The following is a 14468-nucleotide window of genomic DNA, read 5'->3' as shown; positions in this document are numbered from 1 at the left end:
GCCCCGCCGGATGCCTGCGGGCATCAGGGTTTTCTGTCTTTCCAACCGTTCGTTCCAGGCACGCTGCCGTGGACTCGAAGGACCTGAACCATGAATACCGAACACACCGCCAACGTCAGTCCTGACGAAATCGCACGCTTCGAGAGTCTTGCCTCGCGCTGGTGGGACCCGGACGGTGAGTCGCGGCCGCTGCATGATCTCAACCCCGTGCGCGCCGACTACGTGGCGGCACGCGTGGACCTGCGTGGTGCGCGGGTGGCCGATGTCGGCTGTGGTGGCGGGCTGCTCAGCGAGGCACTGGCCCGCGCCGGGGCCAGGGTCACCGGTATCGACATGGGCCTGAAGGTCATTGAGATCGCCCGCCTGCATCTGCACGAGTCGGGCCTGGAGGTGGATTACCGCCAGCAGTCGTCGGCCGAGCTGGCGCAGGCCGAGCCGGCGTCGTTCGATGCGGTCTGCTGTATGGAGCTGATCGAGCACGTGCCCGATCCGGCCGCGCTGGTGCGTGACCTGGCGGCGATGCTCAAACCCGGCGGCTGGCTGTTCATGTCCACGCTCAACCGGACGCCGGCGGCGTTCGGCGCAGCGATTCTCGGCGCCGAATACATCACCCGCATGCTGCCGAGGGGTACCCATCACTACGCGCAGTTCCTGAAGCCCTCGGAACTCGGGCGTCTGCTTCGGCATGCCGGGCTGGAACTCGAAGAGGTGTCCGGCCTGGGCTACAACCCGCTGACCCGCAAGGCCTGGCTCAGCCGCATTACCGCGGTGAACTACCTGCTGTGCGCCAGGAAACCTGCATGAAGCCGGTGCCTGCCGACCTGCAGGCGGTGCTGTTCGACCTGGACGGCACGCTTCTCGACAGCGCCACCGATCTGTACGCCGCGTTGCAGGTCTACTGTGGCGAAATGGGGGCGGCCGTGCCGTCCTATGCGGTGGTGCGCGAGGTGGTGTCACGCGGCGGCCGCGCGATTCTGCGCTGCGCCTTCGCCGAGGACGATGCGGCGCTGATCAAGCGCATGCCGCGCTATCTGGCGATCTACGCCGACCTGATGGCGCAGCACACGCGGCCGTTCGACGGCATCGACCCGCTGTTGGTCGCGATCGAGGCGGCGGGCCTGTCCTGGGGCATCGTCACCAACAAGCCGGCGTTCCTCACCGAGGAACTGATCAAGCGCATCGACTGGGACCTGCGCGCCAGCGCGGTGGTCTGTGGCGACACGCTGCCGGTAAAGAAGCCCGACCCGGCGCCAGTGCGGCTGGCCTGCGAACACGCGAAAGTCGAACCGGCGCGATGCGTTTTCGTCGGCGACGATGCCCGTGACATCCAGGCCGGTCGTGCTGCCGGCCTGTACACGGTGGCGGTGCGCTGGGGTTATCTGGACGGCGGCGAGCCGGACCAGTGGGGTGCCGATGCGGTGATCGACCATCCACGCCAGCTGGCCGCGATGCTCGGCCTGGCGGTAACCGCATGAGCGGCGTGCCGACATCGCAGGGCGCGCTGCAGAGTTACGTCGACAAGTGGCTTGCGGTGCAGCCGCAGCAGCGCGTGGCACTGGCCTTCGTCGATCCGGCAAAGTATCCCGGGCACGTGGCGCTGGCCGCGTTCGAGCAGGAACTGCTGGCCGCCGCCTACGGCATCCGCGAGCCGCAGGTGGCCATCGGCAAGCTCAACTGGTGGGCCGAAGAACTCTCCGGCGCGGCCGCCAGCGGTGGTCGTCATCCGCTGACCCAGGCGCTGTTCGCGGACGAGCGCGCGCAGGCGATTCCGAGCGAGCGCTGGCTGGCGCCGGTACTTGCTGCGATGGAACAGCTGGAACAGGGTACGGCTGCGGATTTCGCCGCCCAGATCGCGGCCGCCGAGCCCCTGCACGGCGGCCTGGCTGCGCTGGAAACGGCGTGGTGGTTCGGTACAGGGGCTGCTACCGAGCGCGCCGCCCGGCTTGCCACCCTGACCCATCTGCTGCATGCCCTGCGCCGGCTGCAGGACGATGCCTCGCGCGACCGGCTGCCGTTGCCGATGGCGAGGTTGGCCCGCTATGGGCTGAGTCGCGGCCAGCTGGCACAGTCTGGCGAGGCGCGCGACCAGGCCATCCAGGCCCAGCTTGCCGACCTCTGCGATGCGTGGCGCGAAGCGGAACGGCAGCCGGGGCCGCTCAGTGTCTTCCGCGGGCTGGAGGCATCCGTTGCCGGCCGGCTGGCCCGACGTGCTGCCCGCGCCGACGACCCGCTTGCACGCTTGCAGCAGGGAGCACCTGCCACGGGCTTCGGTCTGGCCATGACGGCCTGGCGACAGGCGCGTCAATGGCGCCGCCTGGTGGGCTGAGCGGCGCGGCAACGCAGCGTTTCCCCGGCGCTTCTATTGAGCGCTGGCGATCTGCCCCAAAATGACAGGTCTTGCGACGCCGAGTACCGAACAACAGGAATGTCCATGCATACGCACGAAAACACGACCCGCTTGATGCCCGATGTTGCCGGCCAGGCGCAGCCGCATCTTAGCGGTGCGCTGGACTGGGTGGGCATGGATGGCATCGAGGTGCCGGTGCGCTTCGACGCCGGTGATGGCGAGGTGCAGCGCGCCAGCGCCCAGGTCGGCGCCTTCGTCAACCTGGTGCGGCCCGACAAGCGCGGCATCCACATGTCGCGGCTGTACCTGCTGGTCGATCATCAGCTCGGCGGCAGCGAGCCGTTGAGCGCCAGCCTGCTGGAGAGCCTGCTGCGCTCATTCCTGGAGTCGCACAAGGATCTGTCCGACCGTGCCCGCCTCAGCATCCGTTTCGACACGCTGGTGCGTCGTGCGGCCCTGCGCAGCGCCAACAGCGGCTGGCGCAGCTATCCGGTTTCGGTCGAAGCCAGCCTCGGACCAGACGGTTTCCGGCTGGAGCTGGGTACCGAAGTGGTCTATTCGTCGACGTGCCCCGCGTCCGCAGCCTTGTCCAGGCAGTTGATCCAGGAGCGTTTTGCCCAGGATTTCGCCGCCGACCGTCCGCTGGATCACGCCACGGTGCTGCAATGGCTGGGAAGCGAACAGGGCATCGTCGCCACGCCGCACGCCCAGCGCAGCGTCGCGCGCCTGCTGGTACGCCTGAAGGATGGCGTGCCGTTCGACCTGCTCGCCACCCTTGACCGGGTCGAGCAGGCACTCGGTACGCCGGTGCAGACCGCGGTGAAGCGCGAGGACGAACAGGCCTTCGCGCTGGCCAATGGCGGCAACCTGATGTTCTGCGAGGACGCGGCGCGTCGCATCCAGCGTGCGCTCGACGCCGACGACCGGCTGGCCGACTTCCACGTGCGCGTCGAGCACCAGGAAAGCCTGCATCCGCACGACGCCGTGGCCTATGCCAGCAAGGGTGTGCCGGGCGGCTTCGGGTCGCCCTGAGGTCGCAGCGCTCCAGTGTGACTGCGGCTGGGATGCCTTGCCGCGTTGTGCGGCGTCAGGGAGGCGTATCGTGTGCCTCGGCAGGCGGTTCCCGCGCTTCCGTCGGCGTCGTCTGGTCGGTGTGTTCCTCGGCCTGCGGGTGCCTGCAGCCGACAAAGTGGAAGTGTTCGGGAACCGGGTCGGGGCCGCCGCTGCACAGTGGTTGGCAGCGCAGCAGGCGCCAGCCGGCCAGCAGGCCGCCGCGCCATGGACCGAAGCGGGTGACCGCAATCCGTGCATAATCGGAGCAACTGGGATAAAAACGACAGCGCTGTCCCAGCAGTGGACTCAACCAGCGCTTGTATAGCGCAAGCAGTAGCAGTATCAAACGGGTCACGGCATTCACGCTGCCAGCAGCACCATTGGCATGTAGAGTGACCAGTATTCCAGAAGCGTGGTTGCCGCGGGGGAGTTACATGGGCTATAACACCCGGCCGCCACGGCAAAAACGGGTGAGGGATATGGCGAAAACGACACGCAGTTCGACCGCCGCCAAGCCGCAGAAGGGAAAGACAGCGGGCAAGGCTAAAGAAACCAAGGCCAGCAAGGCGAAGGCCCTGACGAAGTCGGCGACTGCATCCAAAGCGAAAGCGGCCAGCAGCAAGGTCGCGCCGAAGAAGGTGGCTGCCAAGAAAGTCGTTGCCAAGAAGCCCGTGGCGAAGAAAGTGGCTGCGCCGGTACGTGGCAAGACGCAGAAGCCGGTCAAGCCGACGGCAGCTGCGAAAAAGCCGGCAGTAAAGAAGGCGGTGCCGAAGACGGCGACGTCCAAGAAAGCTCCGGTGGCCAAGTCGGCCACCACCAAGGTCGCCAAGAAGGCGGCCGCGCCGGTTCGAAAGCCGGCGGCAAAACCGGTGAAACCTGCCGCCAAGACAATCAGCCGGCCGGCAAAGCCGGCAGTCAAGGCGGCACCGGCCAGTAAAGCCGCTGCCGCGGCGGCCGCTAAACCGGTAGAGCCGAAGAAGACCGCCGCCGTGTCCCATCCTGGGGCGGCGTCGGGGCACGCCGTGGCGTCTCCGCGTGTGGCATCGGCCACCGCACGTCATGCCTCTCAACCGACCAAGAAATCCGCGCAGTCCTCGATGAATAGCACCGCAACTCTCCTCGACAATGGCATCACCAAGGAAGACGGGCGTTATGCCCTGCCTTCGACACTCACCATCGACCTGCCCAAGGGATATCGCCCCTCGTCCGACGAGGAGTACATGAATCCCCGGCACCTGGCCTACTTCCGCAACAAGCTGCGCGACTGGCGCGACCAGTTGGTGGAAGAGTCGCGCCAGACGATGGAAAACCTGCGCGACGAGGTGCGTGACGTTGGCGACGAAGCCGAGCGCGCCACCCGCGAGACCGAGAACTCGCTGGAGCTGCGCACCCGCGACCGTTACCGCAAGCTGATCTCCAAGATCGACAAGGCCCTGCGCCGGATCGAGGAAGGCCGCTATGGTTACTGCGAGGAAACCGACGAGGAAATCGGCGTCGAGCGGCTTGAGGCTCGCCCGATCGCGACCTTGTCGCTGGATGCCCAGGAGCGTCGCGAACACCTGCAGAAGCAGATGGGCGACTGAGTTTCCGTCTTCCGCGCTTCAGCAAAAAGCCCCGCTTCAAGCGGGGCTTTTTGCTGTGTGACCGGAATGAAGGGAGGCGTTGGGCGGAGGCAGTTGTGAAAGATACGAAGCCTGGCCCCAGCTCTCTCTCACCCCTCGCTCCTCACTTCTCACCCCTAGTTCTGCGCCGCCGTCGCGTAGGCTTTCAGCTTGGCCAGCATTGCGGCCAGGCCGTTCGAGCGGGTCGGCGAGAGGTGCTTGGCCAGGCCGATGGCCTGGACGAAGGACGGCTCCGTGGCCACGATCTCGGCGGCCGGGCGATCCGAATAGACGCGCAGCACGAGCGCGATCAGGCCCGAGACGATGGCCGAGTCGCTGGCGGCTTCGAAGTGCATTTTCGTTGCATTGCCACTGGGTACCAGCCAGACCATGGACTGGCAGCCATGGACGCGGTATTCATCGATCTTCGAGGCTTCCGGGAAGGGGGGCAGTTTCTTGCCGAGGTCGATCAGGTACTGGTAGCGCTCGCTCCAGTCGCCGAAGAAGGCGAATTCGTCGGCGATGTCCTGTTGCGCCTGCGCGGCGCTGTTGGCGTGTGTATCGTTCATGCCACCATTATCGCGCAGCTGGCCCGGGGCGCCGAGCACCTTCGCCGACCAGTTGGAAGGATCAACCCTTGGCCACGCTCCAGCGGGTGCCCTGGGCGCCGTCCTCGATGACCACGCCCATGGACGACAGCTCGTCGCGGATGGCATCGGCCCTGGCGAAGTCCCTGGCTGCGCGGGCCTCGCGGCGTTGTTCCAGCAGCGCCTCGACGCGGGCCGGGTCGACCCCATCGCCTCCGGCCTGCTTGAACCAGACTTCGGGGCTCTGCTGCAGCAGGCCCAGCGCTGCGCCTGCTCCCAGCAGTGCCGATTTCGCCGCGACCAGCGCGTCTCTGGACGCCTCGCCGCTGGCGGCAAGCTGCAGGCGCGCCTGCCGGGCATGGCCATTGATCGCAGCCAGCGCGGCCGGTGTGTTGAGATCGTCTTCCAGCGCCTGCGCCACGTCAGCCGGCAGGGCCGGTTCGGCGGGGACATCGGCCAGATCGCGCAGTGTGCCGTAGAGGCGATCCAGCGTGCGGTTGGATTGTTCGACCAGCTCGCCCGACCAGTCGAGCGGCTGGCGGTAGTGGGCGCTGAGCAGGGCGTAGCGCAGCGCTTCGGCCGGGTGCTGCTGCAGCAGGTCATGAACCTTTTCGATGTTGCCCAGCGACTTGCTCATCTTGGCGCCGCCGAAAGTGAGCATGCCGTTGTGCAGCCACCAGCGCGCGAAAGTCTTGCCGCCGTGCGCGCAGGTCGACTGCGCGATCTCGTTCTCGTGATGCGGGAACAGCAGGTCGACGCCGCCGGCATGGATGTCGATGGTCTCGCCCAGATGGCTGGCGCACATGGCCGAGCACTCGATGTGCCAGCCGGGGCGGCCGCGGCTCCAGGGACTGTCCCAGCCAGGCAGTTCGGGAGTGGATGGCTTCCACAGCACGAAGTCGGCCGGATTCCGCTTGTACGGGGCCACTTCGATGCGGGCGCCGGCGATCAGTTCGTCGGTGTCGCGGCCGGACAGCCGGCCGTATTCGGCGTAGCTCGCCACGTCGAACAGGACGTGGCCTTCGGCCGCGTAGGCGTGGCCGGCGACGATCAGCTGTTCGATCATCGCAATGATCGGGTCGATGTGTGCGGTGGCGCGGGGTTCCACATCGGGTGGCTGGATGCCCAGGTCGGCCATGTCCTGGCGGTAGGCCTGGGTGAATCTGCCGGTGATCGCGTCGATGCCCACACCCTGTTCCTGTGCCGCGGCGTTGATCTTGTCGTCCACGTCGGTGATGTTCCGCGCATAGACCACGTTCGGGTAATGCCGCCGCAGCAGGCGCGCCAGCACGTCGAACACCACCGGCCCGCGCGCATTGCCGATATGCACGAAGTTGTAGACCGTGGGGCCGCAGACGTACATGGTCACCCGGCTCGGGTCGAGCGGTGCGAATGGTTCGGTGCGGCGGGTCAGGCTGTTGTAGAGCGAAATGGGCATCGGCGTGCGTCGAAAGGAGGGCGGGGGCGCGGAAAGCGGTCCAGCATCTTAACAAGCTGCCGCGTTACTGCGGGCGGACGGCATTTCTAAGCCTCGATTCAGCGTGGGTTTGCTGCAATTCGGACAGAAGCGCGCAAAAGCGTTCCCAATATCCCCGATTGGAGTTTGCAATGAGCAAAATTTGGCTATCGGCGCTGGTGCTGGCACTCGTTGCCACGACAGCGTCGGCGCAGGATGCGCGCTATGCGAACCAGGATGCCGGAGACAATGCCCACTACGGTTGGGCCAACGTATTGCGGGTCGACCCGGTCTACGCAGTCACCCGCACCAACATGCCGAGCCAGCAGTGCTACCAGCAGCCGGTGGTCCGCCAGGATCCCGGCAACAGCACCGCCAGTACCCTGCTGGGTGCGGTGGTCGGCGGCGTGCTTGGTCACACCATCGGCAGGGGCGACGGTCGCGTTGCCGCGACAGTGGCGGGCGCGGTAGCCGGTGGTGCCGTGGGCAACCATGTGTCCGACCATGGCGGCAGCTACGAGAGCACCCAGACCGAGTGCCAGCAGGTCAACACGGTCAGCGAGCAGCGCCAGATCGTCGGTTACGACGTGGAATACCGCTACCGGGGCGACGTATACATGTCGCGCCTGAGCTACGACCCGGGCGACCGCCTGCGTGTACGGGTCAGCGTGACCCCCGCCGACTGAACTGCCAAGCGCCGCCTCCGGGCGGCGCTTCCGCATGCGCGGACCGAACCATGCACGCCTCGCCCCGCTGGCATGTTGCAAGGCAGCGTATTTCACGTCATGATGCAGGTTCTGCCACCCGGAACGACCATGTCTTCAGCCGTCTATACCGCTACCGTGCTCACCAGCGCCCGCATGGCCGCTGGCATGACGTCGCGTGCGCGCCGACCGCTGGATGAACATCCGGCCGGGTAGGCTGTCGCACGCATTTCACATGTATCGACGAAAAACCCGGCAGGCATGCCGGGTTTTTTTGTTTCCGGAATCCGTTTCATCCAGCTTCATCCTAGAACCGCACGCCGGCCAGGCATGACCGGACCACTCACCAGCAGCGATTTCACTGAAGGCGATTCGACCCATGACCATCCGCCATTTCCTCACCACCCAGGACTACAGCCGTGCCGAGATCGATGCGCTGCTGGAACAGGCTGCCGCCTTCAAGCGTTCGCCGCGCGGCCAGCAACTGGGCGGCAAGTCGATCGCGCTGCTGTTCTTCAATCCGTCGATGCGTACCCGCACCAGTTTCGAGTTGGGCGCGTTCCACCTGGGTGGTCATGCCATCGTGTTGTCGCCGGGCAAGGACGCGTGGCCGATCGAGTTCGAGCCAGGCGTGGTGATGGATGGCGAGGCCGAAGAGCACATCGCCGAAGTGGCCCGGGTGCTGAGCCGCTATGTGGACCTGATCGCGGTGCGCGCGTTTCCCAAGTTCCAGGACTGGTCGGTGGATCGCGAGGACAAGGTGATCAAGGCCTTTGCCCGGCATGCCACCGTGCCGGTGATCAACATGGAGACGATCACCCATCCCTGCCAGGAACTGGCTCACGCGCTGGCGCTGAAGGAGCACCTGGGCAGCCTGCAGAACAGGAAGTACGTGCTGACCTGGACCTATCACCCCAAGCCGCTCAACACCGCCGTGGCCAACTCGGCGCTGCTGATCGCGACCAAGATGGGCATGGACGTGACCCTGCTGTGCCCCACGCCCGACTACGTGCTGGACGAGCGCTACATGCAGGCCGGCTACGAGAACGCTCAGGCCAACGGCGGCTCGCTCAAGGTCAGCCACGATATCGAGGAGGCCTATTCCGGGGCCCACGTGGTCTATGCCAAGAGCTGGGGCGCGCTGCCGTACTTCGGCCAGTGGGAGAAGGAAAAGCCGATCCGCGAGGCCAACAAGCATTTCATCGTCGACGAGGCGAAGATGGCGCTGACCGACAACGGCTTGTTCAGTCATTGCCTGCCGCTGCGCCGGAACATCAAGGCCACCGACGCGGTGATGGATTCACCCGCATGCATCGCCATCGACGAAGCGGAAAACCGCCTGCACGTGCAGAAGGCGGTGATGGCCTCGCTGATCGGGCAGGGCTGAGCACGCAGCCATGTACCTTCCCGGGCACTTTGTCGAGCAACGCGATGACGCCTTGCTGGGGCTGATCGATGCACACCCGTTCGCCACGCTGCTGGTGCCGGCCGCGGCCGGCGTCGTGGTGAACCACATGCCCATGCTGCGGCAGGACGGGCTGCTGCACGGCCACGTGGCGCGCGGCAACGAACTGGCCGCGATGGATGGCGCCGAGGTGGTGGCGCTGTTCCATGGCCCGCAGGCTTACGTCAGCCCGAACTGGTACCCCAGCAAGCAGGAAACCGGGCGCGAGGTGCCGACCTGGAATTACGCTGTGGTGCACGTCTATGGCCGCATGCGTGTGGTTCACGATGCGGCATGGCTGCGCCGGTTGCTCGATCGGCTGACCGATCGTTTCGAGGCCACCGAACCGTCGCCCTGGCAGGTGGCCGATGCACCGGCCGATCATGTGCGCAAGATGCTCGGGGCCATCGCCGGCATCGAGATCGGCATCGAGCGTGTCGAAGGCAAGTTCAAGCTCAGTCAGAACCACCCGGCGGCCAATCGTGCCGGTGTGATTGCCGGCCTGCACCGCCGCGCGCAGGGTGGCGACCTGACGCTGGCTGCGCTGATGCAGGCCCAGGAGGCCTCGCGCACATGAATCGTCCGCATCGCTATCTCGTCGACGTGGTCTGGACCGGCAACCGCGGCACCGGCACCGACGGTTACCGCAGCTACAGCCGCAATCACGTGATCCGGGTGCCCGGCAAGCCCGAGCTGGCTGCTTCGTCCGACCCCACCTTCCGCGGCGACGCTACCCGTCACAACCCCGAGGACATGCTGGTGGCTGCGCTGTCCAGCTGCCACATGCTGGCCTACCTGCACATGGCGACGGTGGCCGGCGTGGTGGTCATCGATTATCGCGACAACGCCGAAGGCACGATGCTGACCGAAGGCGATGGCGGTCACTTCACCGAAGTGGTGCTGCGTCCCGTCGTCACCATCGCCGCGGCCAGCGATCCGGCCAAAGCCGAGGCCGCCCACGAGGCGGCACACCAGGCCTGTTTCATCGCCAATTCCGTGAATTTCCCGGTGCGCTGCGAGCCGCGCACCGTCGTTGCTTCCGATTGACCGTCCACCTTCGCCCCAGGATCTTTTCATCATGAGCCAGAAAGACATCGTTCTCGCCTTCTCCGGTGGCCTCGACACCAGCTTCTGCATTCCGTACCTGAAAGAACGCGGCTGGGCCGTGCACACCGTGTTTGCCGACACCGGCGGCGTGGATGCCGACGAGCGCGCCTACATCGAGGCACGCGCGGCCGAGCTGGGTGTGGCCAGCCACCGGACGGTGGACGGCGGTCCGGCCATCTGGAATGGCTTCGTGAAGCCTTTCGTGTGGGCAGGCGAGGGCTACCAGGGACAGTATCCGCTGCTGGTCTCGGACCGTTACCTGATCGTCGACGCCGCCATTGCACGCGCCAACGAACTGGGCACCAGGGCGATCGCCCACGGCTGCACCGGCATGGGCAACGACCAGGTGCGCTTTGACCTGGCGGTGAAGGCGCTGGGCGACTACCTGATCGTGGCGCCGATCCGCGAGATCCAGAAGGAACACACCCAGACCCGCGCCTACGAACAGGCTTACCTGGAAGAGCGTGGCTTCGAGGTGCGCGCCAAGCAGAAGAGCTACACCATCAACGAGAACCTGCTGGGCGTGACCCTGTCCGGTGGCGAGATCGACCACTGGAAGGCGCCGGGCGAGGGTGCCCGTGGCTGGTGCAAGCCGCGCGCCGAATGGCCGTCCGAAAAGCTGCAGGTCACGCTGGGCTTCGAGAAGGGCGAGGCGGTGTCGCTCAACGGCGAGACGCTGCCGGGCGCGGCGATCCTGGCCAAACTCAATGCGTTGTTCGCACCGTACGGCGTGGGTCGCGGCATGTACACCGGCGACACCACCATCGGCCTCAAGGGCCGCATCGTGTATGAAGCGCCTGGCCTGGTCTCGCTGCTGGCCGCGCACCGTGCGCTGGAAGAGGCGGTGCTGACCAAGCAGCAGAACCGCTTCAAGCCGGATGTGGCGCGCAAGTGGGTCGAGGTGGTCTACGAAGGCTTCTTCCACGATCCGGTGAAGACCGACCTGGAAGCCTTCCTCGCCTCCAGCCAGGCGCAGGTCAACGGCGAAGTGGTGCTGGAGACTTCGGGTGCCCAGGTCACTGCGGTGGAGATCCGCTCGCCGCATATTCTCAACGCCAAGGGCGCTACCTACGCGCAGTCGGCCGACTGGGGCGTGGAGGAGGCCGAGGGCTTCATCAAGCTGTTCGGCATGAGCAGCACGCTGTGGGCCGAGGTCAACCGCTGAGTTGCCGGGGCGGTCGGGCTGAGACCCACCGCCCTTGCACGCACAGGAAACGAGACCGCGCATGTCCGACATCATCGCTCCCGTGAACAGGCAGTTCGAGGCGTACAACAGCCAAAGCTGGTCTGTGCCCGTCGACGCCTGCATGTGGTCGTCATGAGCGACGCAGCCCTGCATGTAAGCACCGACAAGGACGCGCTGGACGTGGAGCAGATCCATCGCTTCCTTGCCACCGAGGCCTACTGGTGTCGAGGCATTCCGCGCACGACGGTGGAGCAGGCCATCGCCGGGTCGCTGTGCTTCGGTGGCTACCTCGACGGGGCTCAGGTGGCGTTCGCGCGGGTGGTCACCGACGGTGCCACGTTCGGCTATCTGGCGGATGTGTTCGTGCTGCCGGAGCACCGCGGACACGGTCATGCCAAGACGCTGGTCGCGGCGGTAATGGCACACCAGCAGCTGCAGGGGTTGCGCCGGTTCAATCTGGCTACCAGCGATGCGCATGGGCTGTACGCGCGCTTCGGTTTCACGGCTCCCGCACGACCGCAGAACATGATGGAAAGACTCGATCCGGACGTTTACACACGAACGCCAGGCAGGCCATGAATCCGTTATTGCAATCCACCCTGGAACATCTCGAGGCGCTGGTCGGTTTCGACACGCGCAACCCGCCACGCGAGATCGGTACCGGCGGCATCTTCGACTACATCCGCGCGCAGTTGCCGGACTTCGACGTGATGGTCACCGACTACGGTGCCGGTGCGGTCACCCTGCACGCGGTGCGCGGCGAGCCGAAGCGGCTGTTCAATGTGCATCTGGACACGGTGCCCGACTCGCCGCACTGGAGTGCCGCTCCGCACACATTGCGGGTGACGTCCGATCGCGCCATCGGTCTGGGTGCCTGCGACATCAAGGGTGCCGCGGCTGCCTTGCTGGCCGTGGCCAAGATCACGGACGGCCCGCTGGCGCTGTTGTTCTCCACCGACGAGGAGGCCAACGACCCGCGCTGCATCGCCGGCTTCCTCAAGGACCGGCCGGCCTACGACGCGGTGATCGTGGCCGAACCCACCAAGGGCGAGGCGGTGCTGGCGCACCGGGGCATCCAGTCGGTGCTGATGCACTTCGCCGGCCATGCCGGCCACGCCTCGGGCGAGCAGACGCCCAGCGACAGCGCGTTGCATCAGGCGGTGCGCTGGGGCAACGCGGCGCTGGATTTCGTGGACGCGCAGGCACACGAACGCTTCGGCGGACTGACCGGCCTGCGCTTCAACATCGGCCGCGTCGAGGGTGGCATCAAGGCCAACATGATCGCGCCCACGGCGGAGGTGCGCTTCGGCTTCCGGCCGCTGCCGACGATGCATCCGGACGGTCTGCTGGAGCGATTCCGCACGCTGGTCGAGCCGGCGCCGGCCGAGTTCGCTGAAACCTTCCGCGGGCCCTCGCTGCCGGCGGGCGATACCGCCACGGCCGAGGCCCGCCGGCTGGCCGCGCGTGATCTTGCCGACGAACTGGAGATTCCGGTCGGCAATGCCGTGGACTTCTGGACCGAGGCGGCGCTGTTTTCCGCCGCCGGTTACATCGCCTTCGTCTATGGACCGGGCGACATCGCCCAGGCGCATACCGCCGACGAGTGGGTGGCGCTGGATCAGCTCGAACACTATGCAAACATCATCTATCGGATCGTCAACAGTGGAAACGCATAAGCACACCCGCAAGACCATCGTGCGCCTGCTCTCGGCGATGGGCAGTGCCAAGGAAATCCAGCAGTACCTCAAGCGCTTCTCCGAGGTGGACGCCAAACGCTTCGCCGTGGTCAAGGTGGGCGGTGCGGTGCTGCGCGACGAGCTGCAGGACCTGGCCTCGTCGCTGACCTTCCTGCAGCAGGTGGGGTTGACGCCCATCGTGCTGCATGGTGCCGGTCCGCAGCTGGACGAAGAGCTGGCCGCGGCCGGCATCGAGAAGCAGACGGTGAACGGTCTGCGCGTGACCTCGCCGAAGGCGCTGGGCATCGTGCGTAGGGTGTTCCAGCAGCAGAACCTGAAGCTGGTCGAGGCGCTGCAGTCGATGGATACCCGCGCCACCTCGGTGGCTTCTGGCGTGTTCCGTGCCAGCTATCTCGATCGCGACACGCTGGGAATGGTCGGCAAGGTGGAAAGCATCAATCTCGCGCCGATCGAGGCCAGCCTGCACGCGAACTCGATTCCGGTGATCGCCAGCATCGGCGAGACCGACGAAGGTCAGCTGCTCAACATCAACGCCGACTTCGCCGCCAACGAACTGGTGCGCGTGCTGCAGCCGTACAAGATCGTGTTCCTCACCGGCACCGGTGGCCTGCTCGACGACCAGGGGCGGATCATCGACTCGATCAACCTCAGCACCGAGTACGACCAGCTGATGGCGCAGCCGTGGATCAATGGCGGCATGCGGGTGAAGATCGAGCAGATCGCCGACCTGCTGGACAAGCTGCCACTGACCTCGTCGGTATCGATTACCCGGCCTTCCGAGCTGGCCAAGGAGCTGTTCACCCACAAGGGTTCGGGCACGCTGGTGCGGCGGGGCGAGAAGGTGTTGCGCTTCGATGGCTGGGACGGCATCGACCGCGCGCGCATGCGCGAGCTGATCGAGTCCAGCTTCGGCCGCACCCTGGTGCCGGACTACTTCGAGCGGACCACGCCGTACCGCATCTACGTCAGCGAGAACTACCGTACTGCGATGATCCTCACCCTGGAGGGTGGTCTGCCTTACCTGGACAAGTTCGCCGTGCTCGACGATGCACAGGGCGAGGGCCTGGGGCGTGCAGTGTGGCAGGTGATGCGCGAGGAAAATCCGCAGATGTTCTGGCGTTCGCGCCACAACAACCAGATCAACATCTTCTATTACGCCGAGTCGGATGGCTGCTTCAAGCAGGAGAAGTGGAAGGTATTCTGGTATGGCCTGGACGGCAGCTTTGACACCATCGCACGCTGCGTGGCGCATTGCGCGCAGCGTCAGCCGACCCTGGTGGGCTGAG

16 protein-coding genes are annotated in these 14468 nt (G+C 66.1%); 13 read left to right on the top strand and 3 right to left on the bottom strand.

What is annotated here, in order from left to right; genetic code table 11:
- The first annotated feature begins 90 nt into the window (after window positions 1–90).
- The 4 genes from ubiG to folE2 all read left to right on the top strand — a co-directional run bounded on the left by ubiG (window position 91) and on the right by folE2 (window position 3379).
- Entirely contained in the window at window positions 91–804 is a 714-nt protein-coding gene (gene ubiG / locus RA164_RS11255; RefSeq protein ID WP_329740945.1) for a bifunctional 2-polyprenyl-6-hydroxyphenol methylase/3-demethylubiquinol 3-O-methyltransferase UbiG, read from the top strand.
- Window positions 801–1475 carry a phosphoglycolate phosphatase gene (gene gph, locus RA164_RS11250; RefSeq protein WP_329740944.1) on the top strand — a complete coding sequence of 225 codons (675 nt, stop codon included), beginning with the start codon at window positions 801–803 and terminating at the stop codon, window positions 1473–1475. The genes ubiG and gph overlap by 4 nt, the downstream gene beginning before the upstream one ends.
- Entirely contained in the window at window positions 1472–2326 is an 855-nt protein-coding gene (locus tag RA164_RS11245) for a squalene/phytoene synthase family protein (protein WP_329740943.1), read from the top strand. Before gph ends, RA164_RS11245 begins: the two co-directional genes overlap by 4 nt.
- Window positions 2327–2431: 105 nt before the next feature.
- Window positions 2432–3379 (top strand): GTP cyclohydrolase FolE2, encoded by a 948-nt coding sequence (gene folE2, locus RA164_RS11240; RefSeq protein ID WP_329740942.1) that lies wholly within the window; start codon window positions 2432–2434, stop codon window positions 3377–3379.
- Window positions 3380–3434: 55 nt separating this feature from the next.
- Here the strand turns inward: folE2 and yidD are convergent, their stop codons facing one another.
- Entirely contained in the window at window positions 3435–3755 is a 321-nt protein-coding gene (gene yidD, locus RA164_RS11235) for a membrane protein insertion efficiency factor YidD (protein ID WP_412731023.1), read from the bottom strand.
- Window positions 3756–3879: 124 nt separating this feature from the next.
- Here yidD and dksA point away from each other — a divergent pair, with 124 nt between their 5' ends.
- Window positions 3880–4983 carry an RNA polymerase-binding protein DksA gene (gene dksA / locus RA164_RS11230; protein ID WP_412731104.1) on the top strand — a complete coding sequence of 368 codons (1104 nt, stop codon included), beginning with the start codon at window positions 3880–3882 and terminating at the stop codon, window positions 4981–4983.
- Window positions 4984–5138: 155 nt separating this feature from the next.
- Here the strand turns inward: dksA and RA164_RS11225 are convergent, their stop codons facing one another.
- Entirely contained in the window at window positions 5139–5570 is a 432-nt protein-coding gene (locus RA164_RS11225; protein ID WP_329740940.1) for a SufE family protein, read from the bottom strand.
- Between the two features lie 61 nt (window positions 5571–5631).
- On the bottom strand, window positions 5632–7026 hold the full coding sequence (cysS, locus tag RA164_RS11220) for a cysteine--tRNA ligase (protein ID WP_329740939.1): 1395 nt from the start codon (window positions 7024–7026) through the stop codon (window positions 5632–5634).
- A 170-nt stretch (window positions 7027–7196) separates the two neighbouring features.
- Between cysS and RA164_RS11215 the strand changes: the two genes are divergently transcribed.
- The 8 genes from RA164_RS11215 to RA164_RS11180 all read left to right on the top strand — a co-directional run bounded on the left by RA164_RS11215 (window position 7197) and on the right by RA164_RS11180 (window position 14467).
- On the top strand, window positions 7197–7730 hold the full coding sequence (locus RA164_RS11215) for a glycine zipper 2TM domain-containing protein (protein ID WP_329740938.1): 534 nt from the start codon (window positions 7197–7199) through the stop codon (window positions 7728–7730).
- 397 nt (window positions 7731–8127) lie between these two features.
- The gene (locus RA164_RS11210) at window positions 8128–9135 is read left to right on the top strand and encodes an N-acetylornithine carbamoyltransferase (protein ID WP_329740937.1); all 1008 of its coding nucleotides are present in this window, start codon (window positions 8128–8130) and stop codon (window positions 9133–9135) included.
- A 10-nt stretch (window positions 9136–9145) separates the two neighbouring features.
- Window positions 9146–9769 carry an FMN-binding negative transcriptional regulator gene (locus RA164_RS11205; protein WP_329740936.1) on the top strand — a complete coding sequence of 208 codons (624 nt, stop codon included), beginning with the start codon at window positions 9146–9148 and terminating at the stop codon, window positions 9767–9769.
- On the top strand, window positions 9766–10239 hold the full coding sequence (locus tag RA164_RS11200) for an OsmC family protein (RefSeq protein WP_329740935.1): 474 nt from the start codon (window positions 9766–9768) through the stop codon (window positions 10237–10239). Before RA164_RS11205 ends, RA164_RS11200 begins: the two co-directional genes overlap by 4 nt.
- Before the next feature lie 31 nt (window positions 10240–10270).
- On the top strand, window positions 10271–11464 hold the full coding sequence (locus RA164_RS11195) for an argininosuccinate synthase (protein WP_329740934.1): 1194 nt from the start codon (window positions 10271–10273) through the stop codon (window positions 11462–11464).
- A 153-nt stretch (window positions 11465–11617) separates the two neighbouring features.
- Window positions 11618–12064, top strand: coding sequence for a GNAT family N-acetyltransferase (locus RA164_RS11190; protein ID WP_329740933.1), 447 nt, complete (start codon window positions 11618–11620; stop codon window positions 12062–12064).
- Complete coding sequence (locus RA164_RS11185) at window positions 12061–13161, top strand: acetylornithine deacetylase (protein ID WP_329740932.1); 1101 nt, start codon at window positions 12061–12063, stop codon at window positions 13159–13161. The genes RA164_RS11190 and RA164_RS11185 overlap by 4 nt, the downstream gene beginning before the upstream one ends.
- On the top strand, window positions 13118–14467 hold the full coding sequence (locus RA164_RS11180) for an acetylglutamate kinase (RefSeq protein ID WP_412731022.1): 1350 nt from the start codon (window positions 13118–13120) through the stop codon (window positions 14465–14467). The genes RA164_RS11185 and RA164_RS11180 overlap by 44 nt, the downstream gene beginning before the upstream one ends.
- The last annotated feature ends 1 nt before the right edge of the window (window position 14468 follow it).

The sequence above is a fragment of the Dyella sp. A6 genome, assembly GCF_036320485.1.
GTDB classification, from domain to species: domain Bacteria; phylum Pseudomonadota; class Gammaproteobacteria; order Xanthomonadales; family Rhodanobacteraceae; genus Rhodanobacter_A; species Rhodanobacter_A aluminiiresistens.
This window is presented reverse-complemented; position numbering and strand designations above follow the sequence as displayed.

Excerpts from the sequence above, each read along its gene's own strand:
- ubiG (WP_329740945.1), top strand. The coding sequence starts at position 91 with ATGAATACCGAACACACCGCCAACGTCAGTCCTGACGAAATCGCACGC.
- gph (WP_329740944.1), top strand. The coding sequence starts at position 801 with ATGAAGCCGGTGCCTGCCGACCTGCAGGCGGTGCTGTTCGACCTGGAC.
- RA164_RS11245 (WP_329740943.1), top strand. The coding sequence starts at position 1,472 with ATGAGCGGCGTGCCGACATCGCAGGGCGCGCTGCAGAGTTACGTCGAC.
- folE2 (WP_329740942.1), top strand. The coding sequence starts at position 2,432 with ATGCATACGCACGAAAACACGACCCGCTTGATGCCCGATGTTGCCGGC.
- dksA (WP_412731104.1), top strand. The coding sequence starts at position 3,880 with ATGGCGAAAACGACACGCAGTTCGACCGCCGCCAAGCCGCAGAAGGGA.
- RA164_RS11225 (WP_329740940.1), bottom strand. The coding sequence starts at position 5,570 with ATGAACGATACACACGCCAACAGCGCCGCGCAGGCGCAACAGGACATC.
- cysS (WP_329740939.1), bottom strand. The coding sequence starts at position 7,026 with ATGCCCATTTCGCTCTACAACAGCCTGACCCGCCGCACCGAACCATTC.
- RA164_RS11215 (WP_329740938.1), top strand. The coding sequence starts at position 7,197 with ATGAGCAAAATTTGGCTATCGGCGCTGGTGCTGGCACTCGTTGCCACG.
- RA164_RS11210 (WP_329740937.1), top strand. The coding sequence starts at position 8,128 with ATGACCATCCGCCATTTCCTCACCACCCAGGACTACAGCCGTGCCGAG.
- RA164_RS11205 (WP_329740936.1), top strand. The coding sequence starts at position 9,146 with ATGTACCTTCCCGGGCACTTTGTCGAGCAACGCGATGACGCCTTGCTG.
- RA164_RS11200 (WP_329740935.1), top strand. The coding sequence starts at position 9,766 with ATGAATCGTCCGCATCGCTATCTCGTCGACGTGGTCTGGACCGGCAAC.
- RA164_RS11195 (WP_329740934.1), top strand. The coding sequence starts at position 10,271 with ATGAGCCAGAAAGACATCGTTCTCGCCTTCTCCGGTGGCCTCGACACC.
- RA164_RS11190 (WP_329740933.1), top strand. The coding sequence starts at position 11,618 with ATGAGCGACGCAGCCCTGCATGTAAGCACCGACAAGGACGCGCTGGAC.
- RA164_RS11185 (WP_329740932.1), top strand. The coding sequence starts at position 12,061 with ATGAATCCGTTATTGCAATCCACCCTGGAACATCTCGAGGCGCTGGTC.
- RA164_RS11180 (WP_412731022.1), top strand. The coding sequence starts at position 13,118 with ATGCAAACATCATCTATCGGATCGTCAACAGTGGAAACGCATAAGCAC.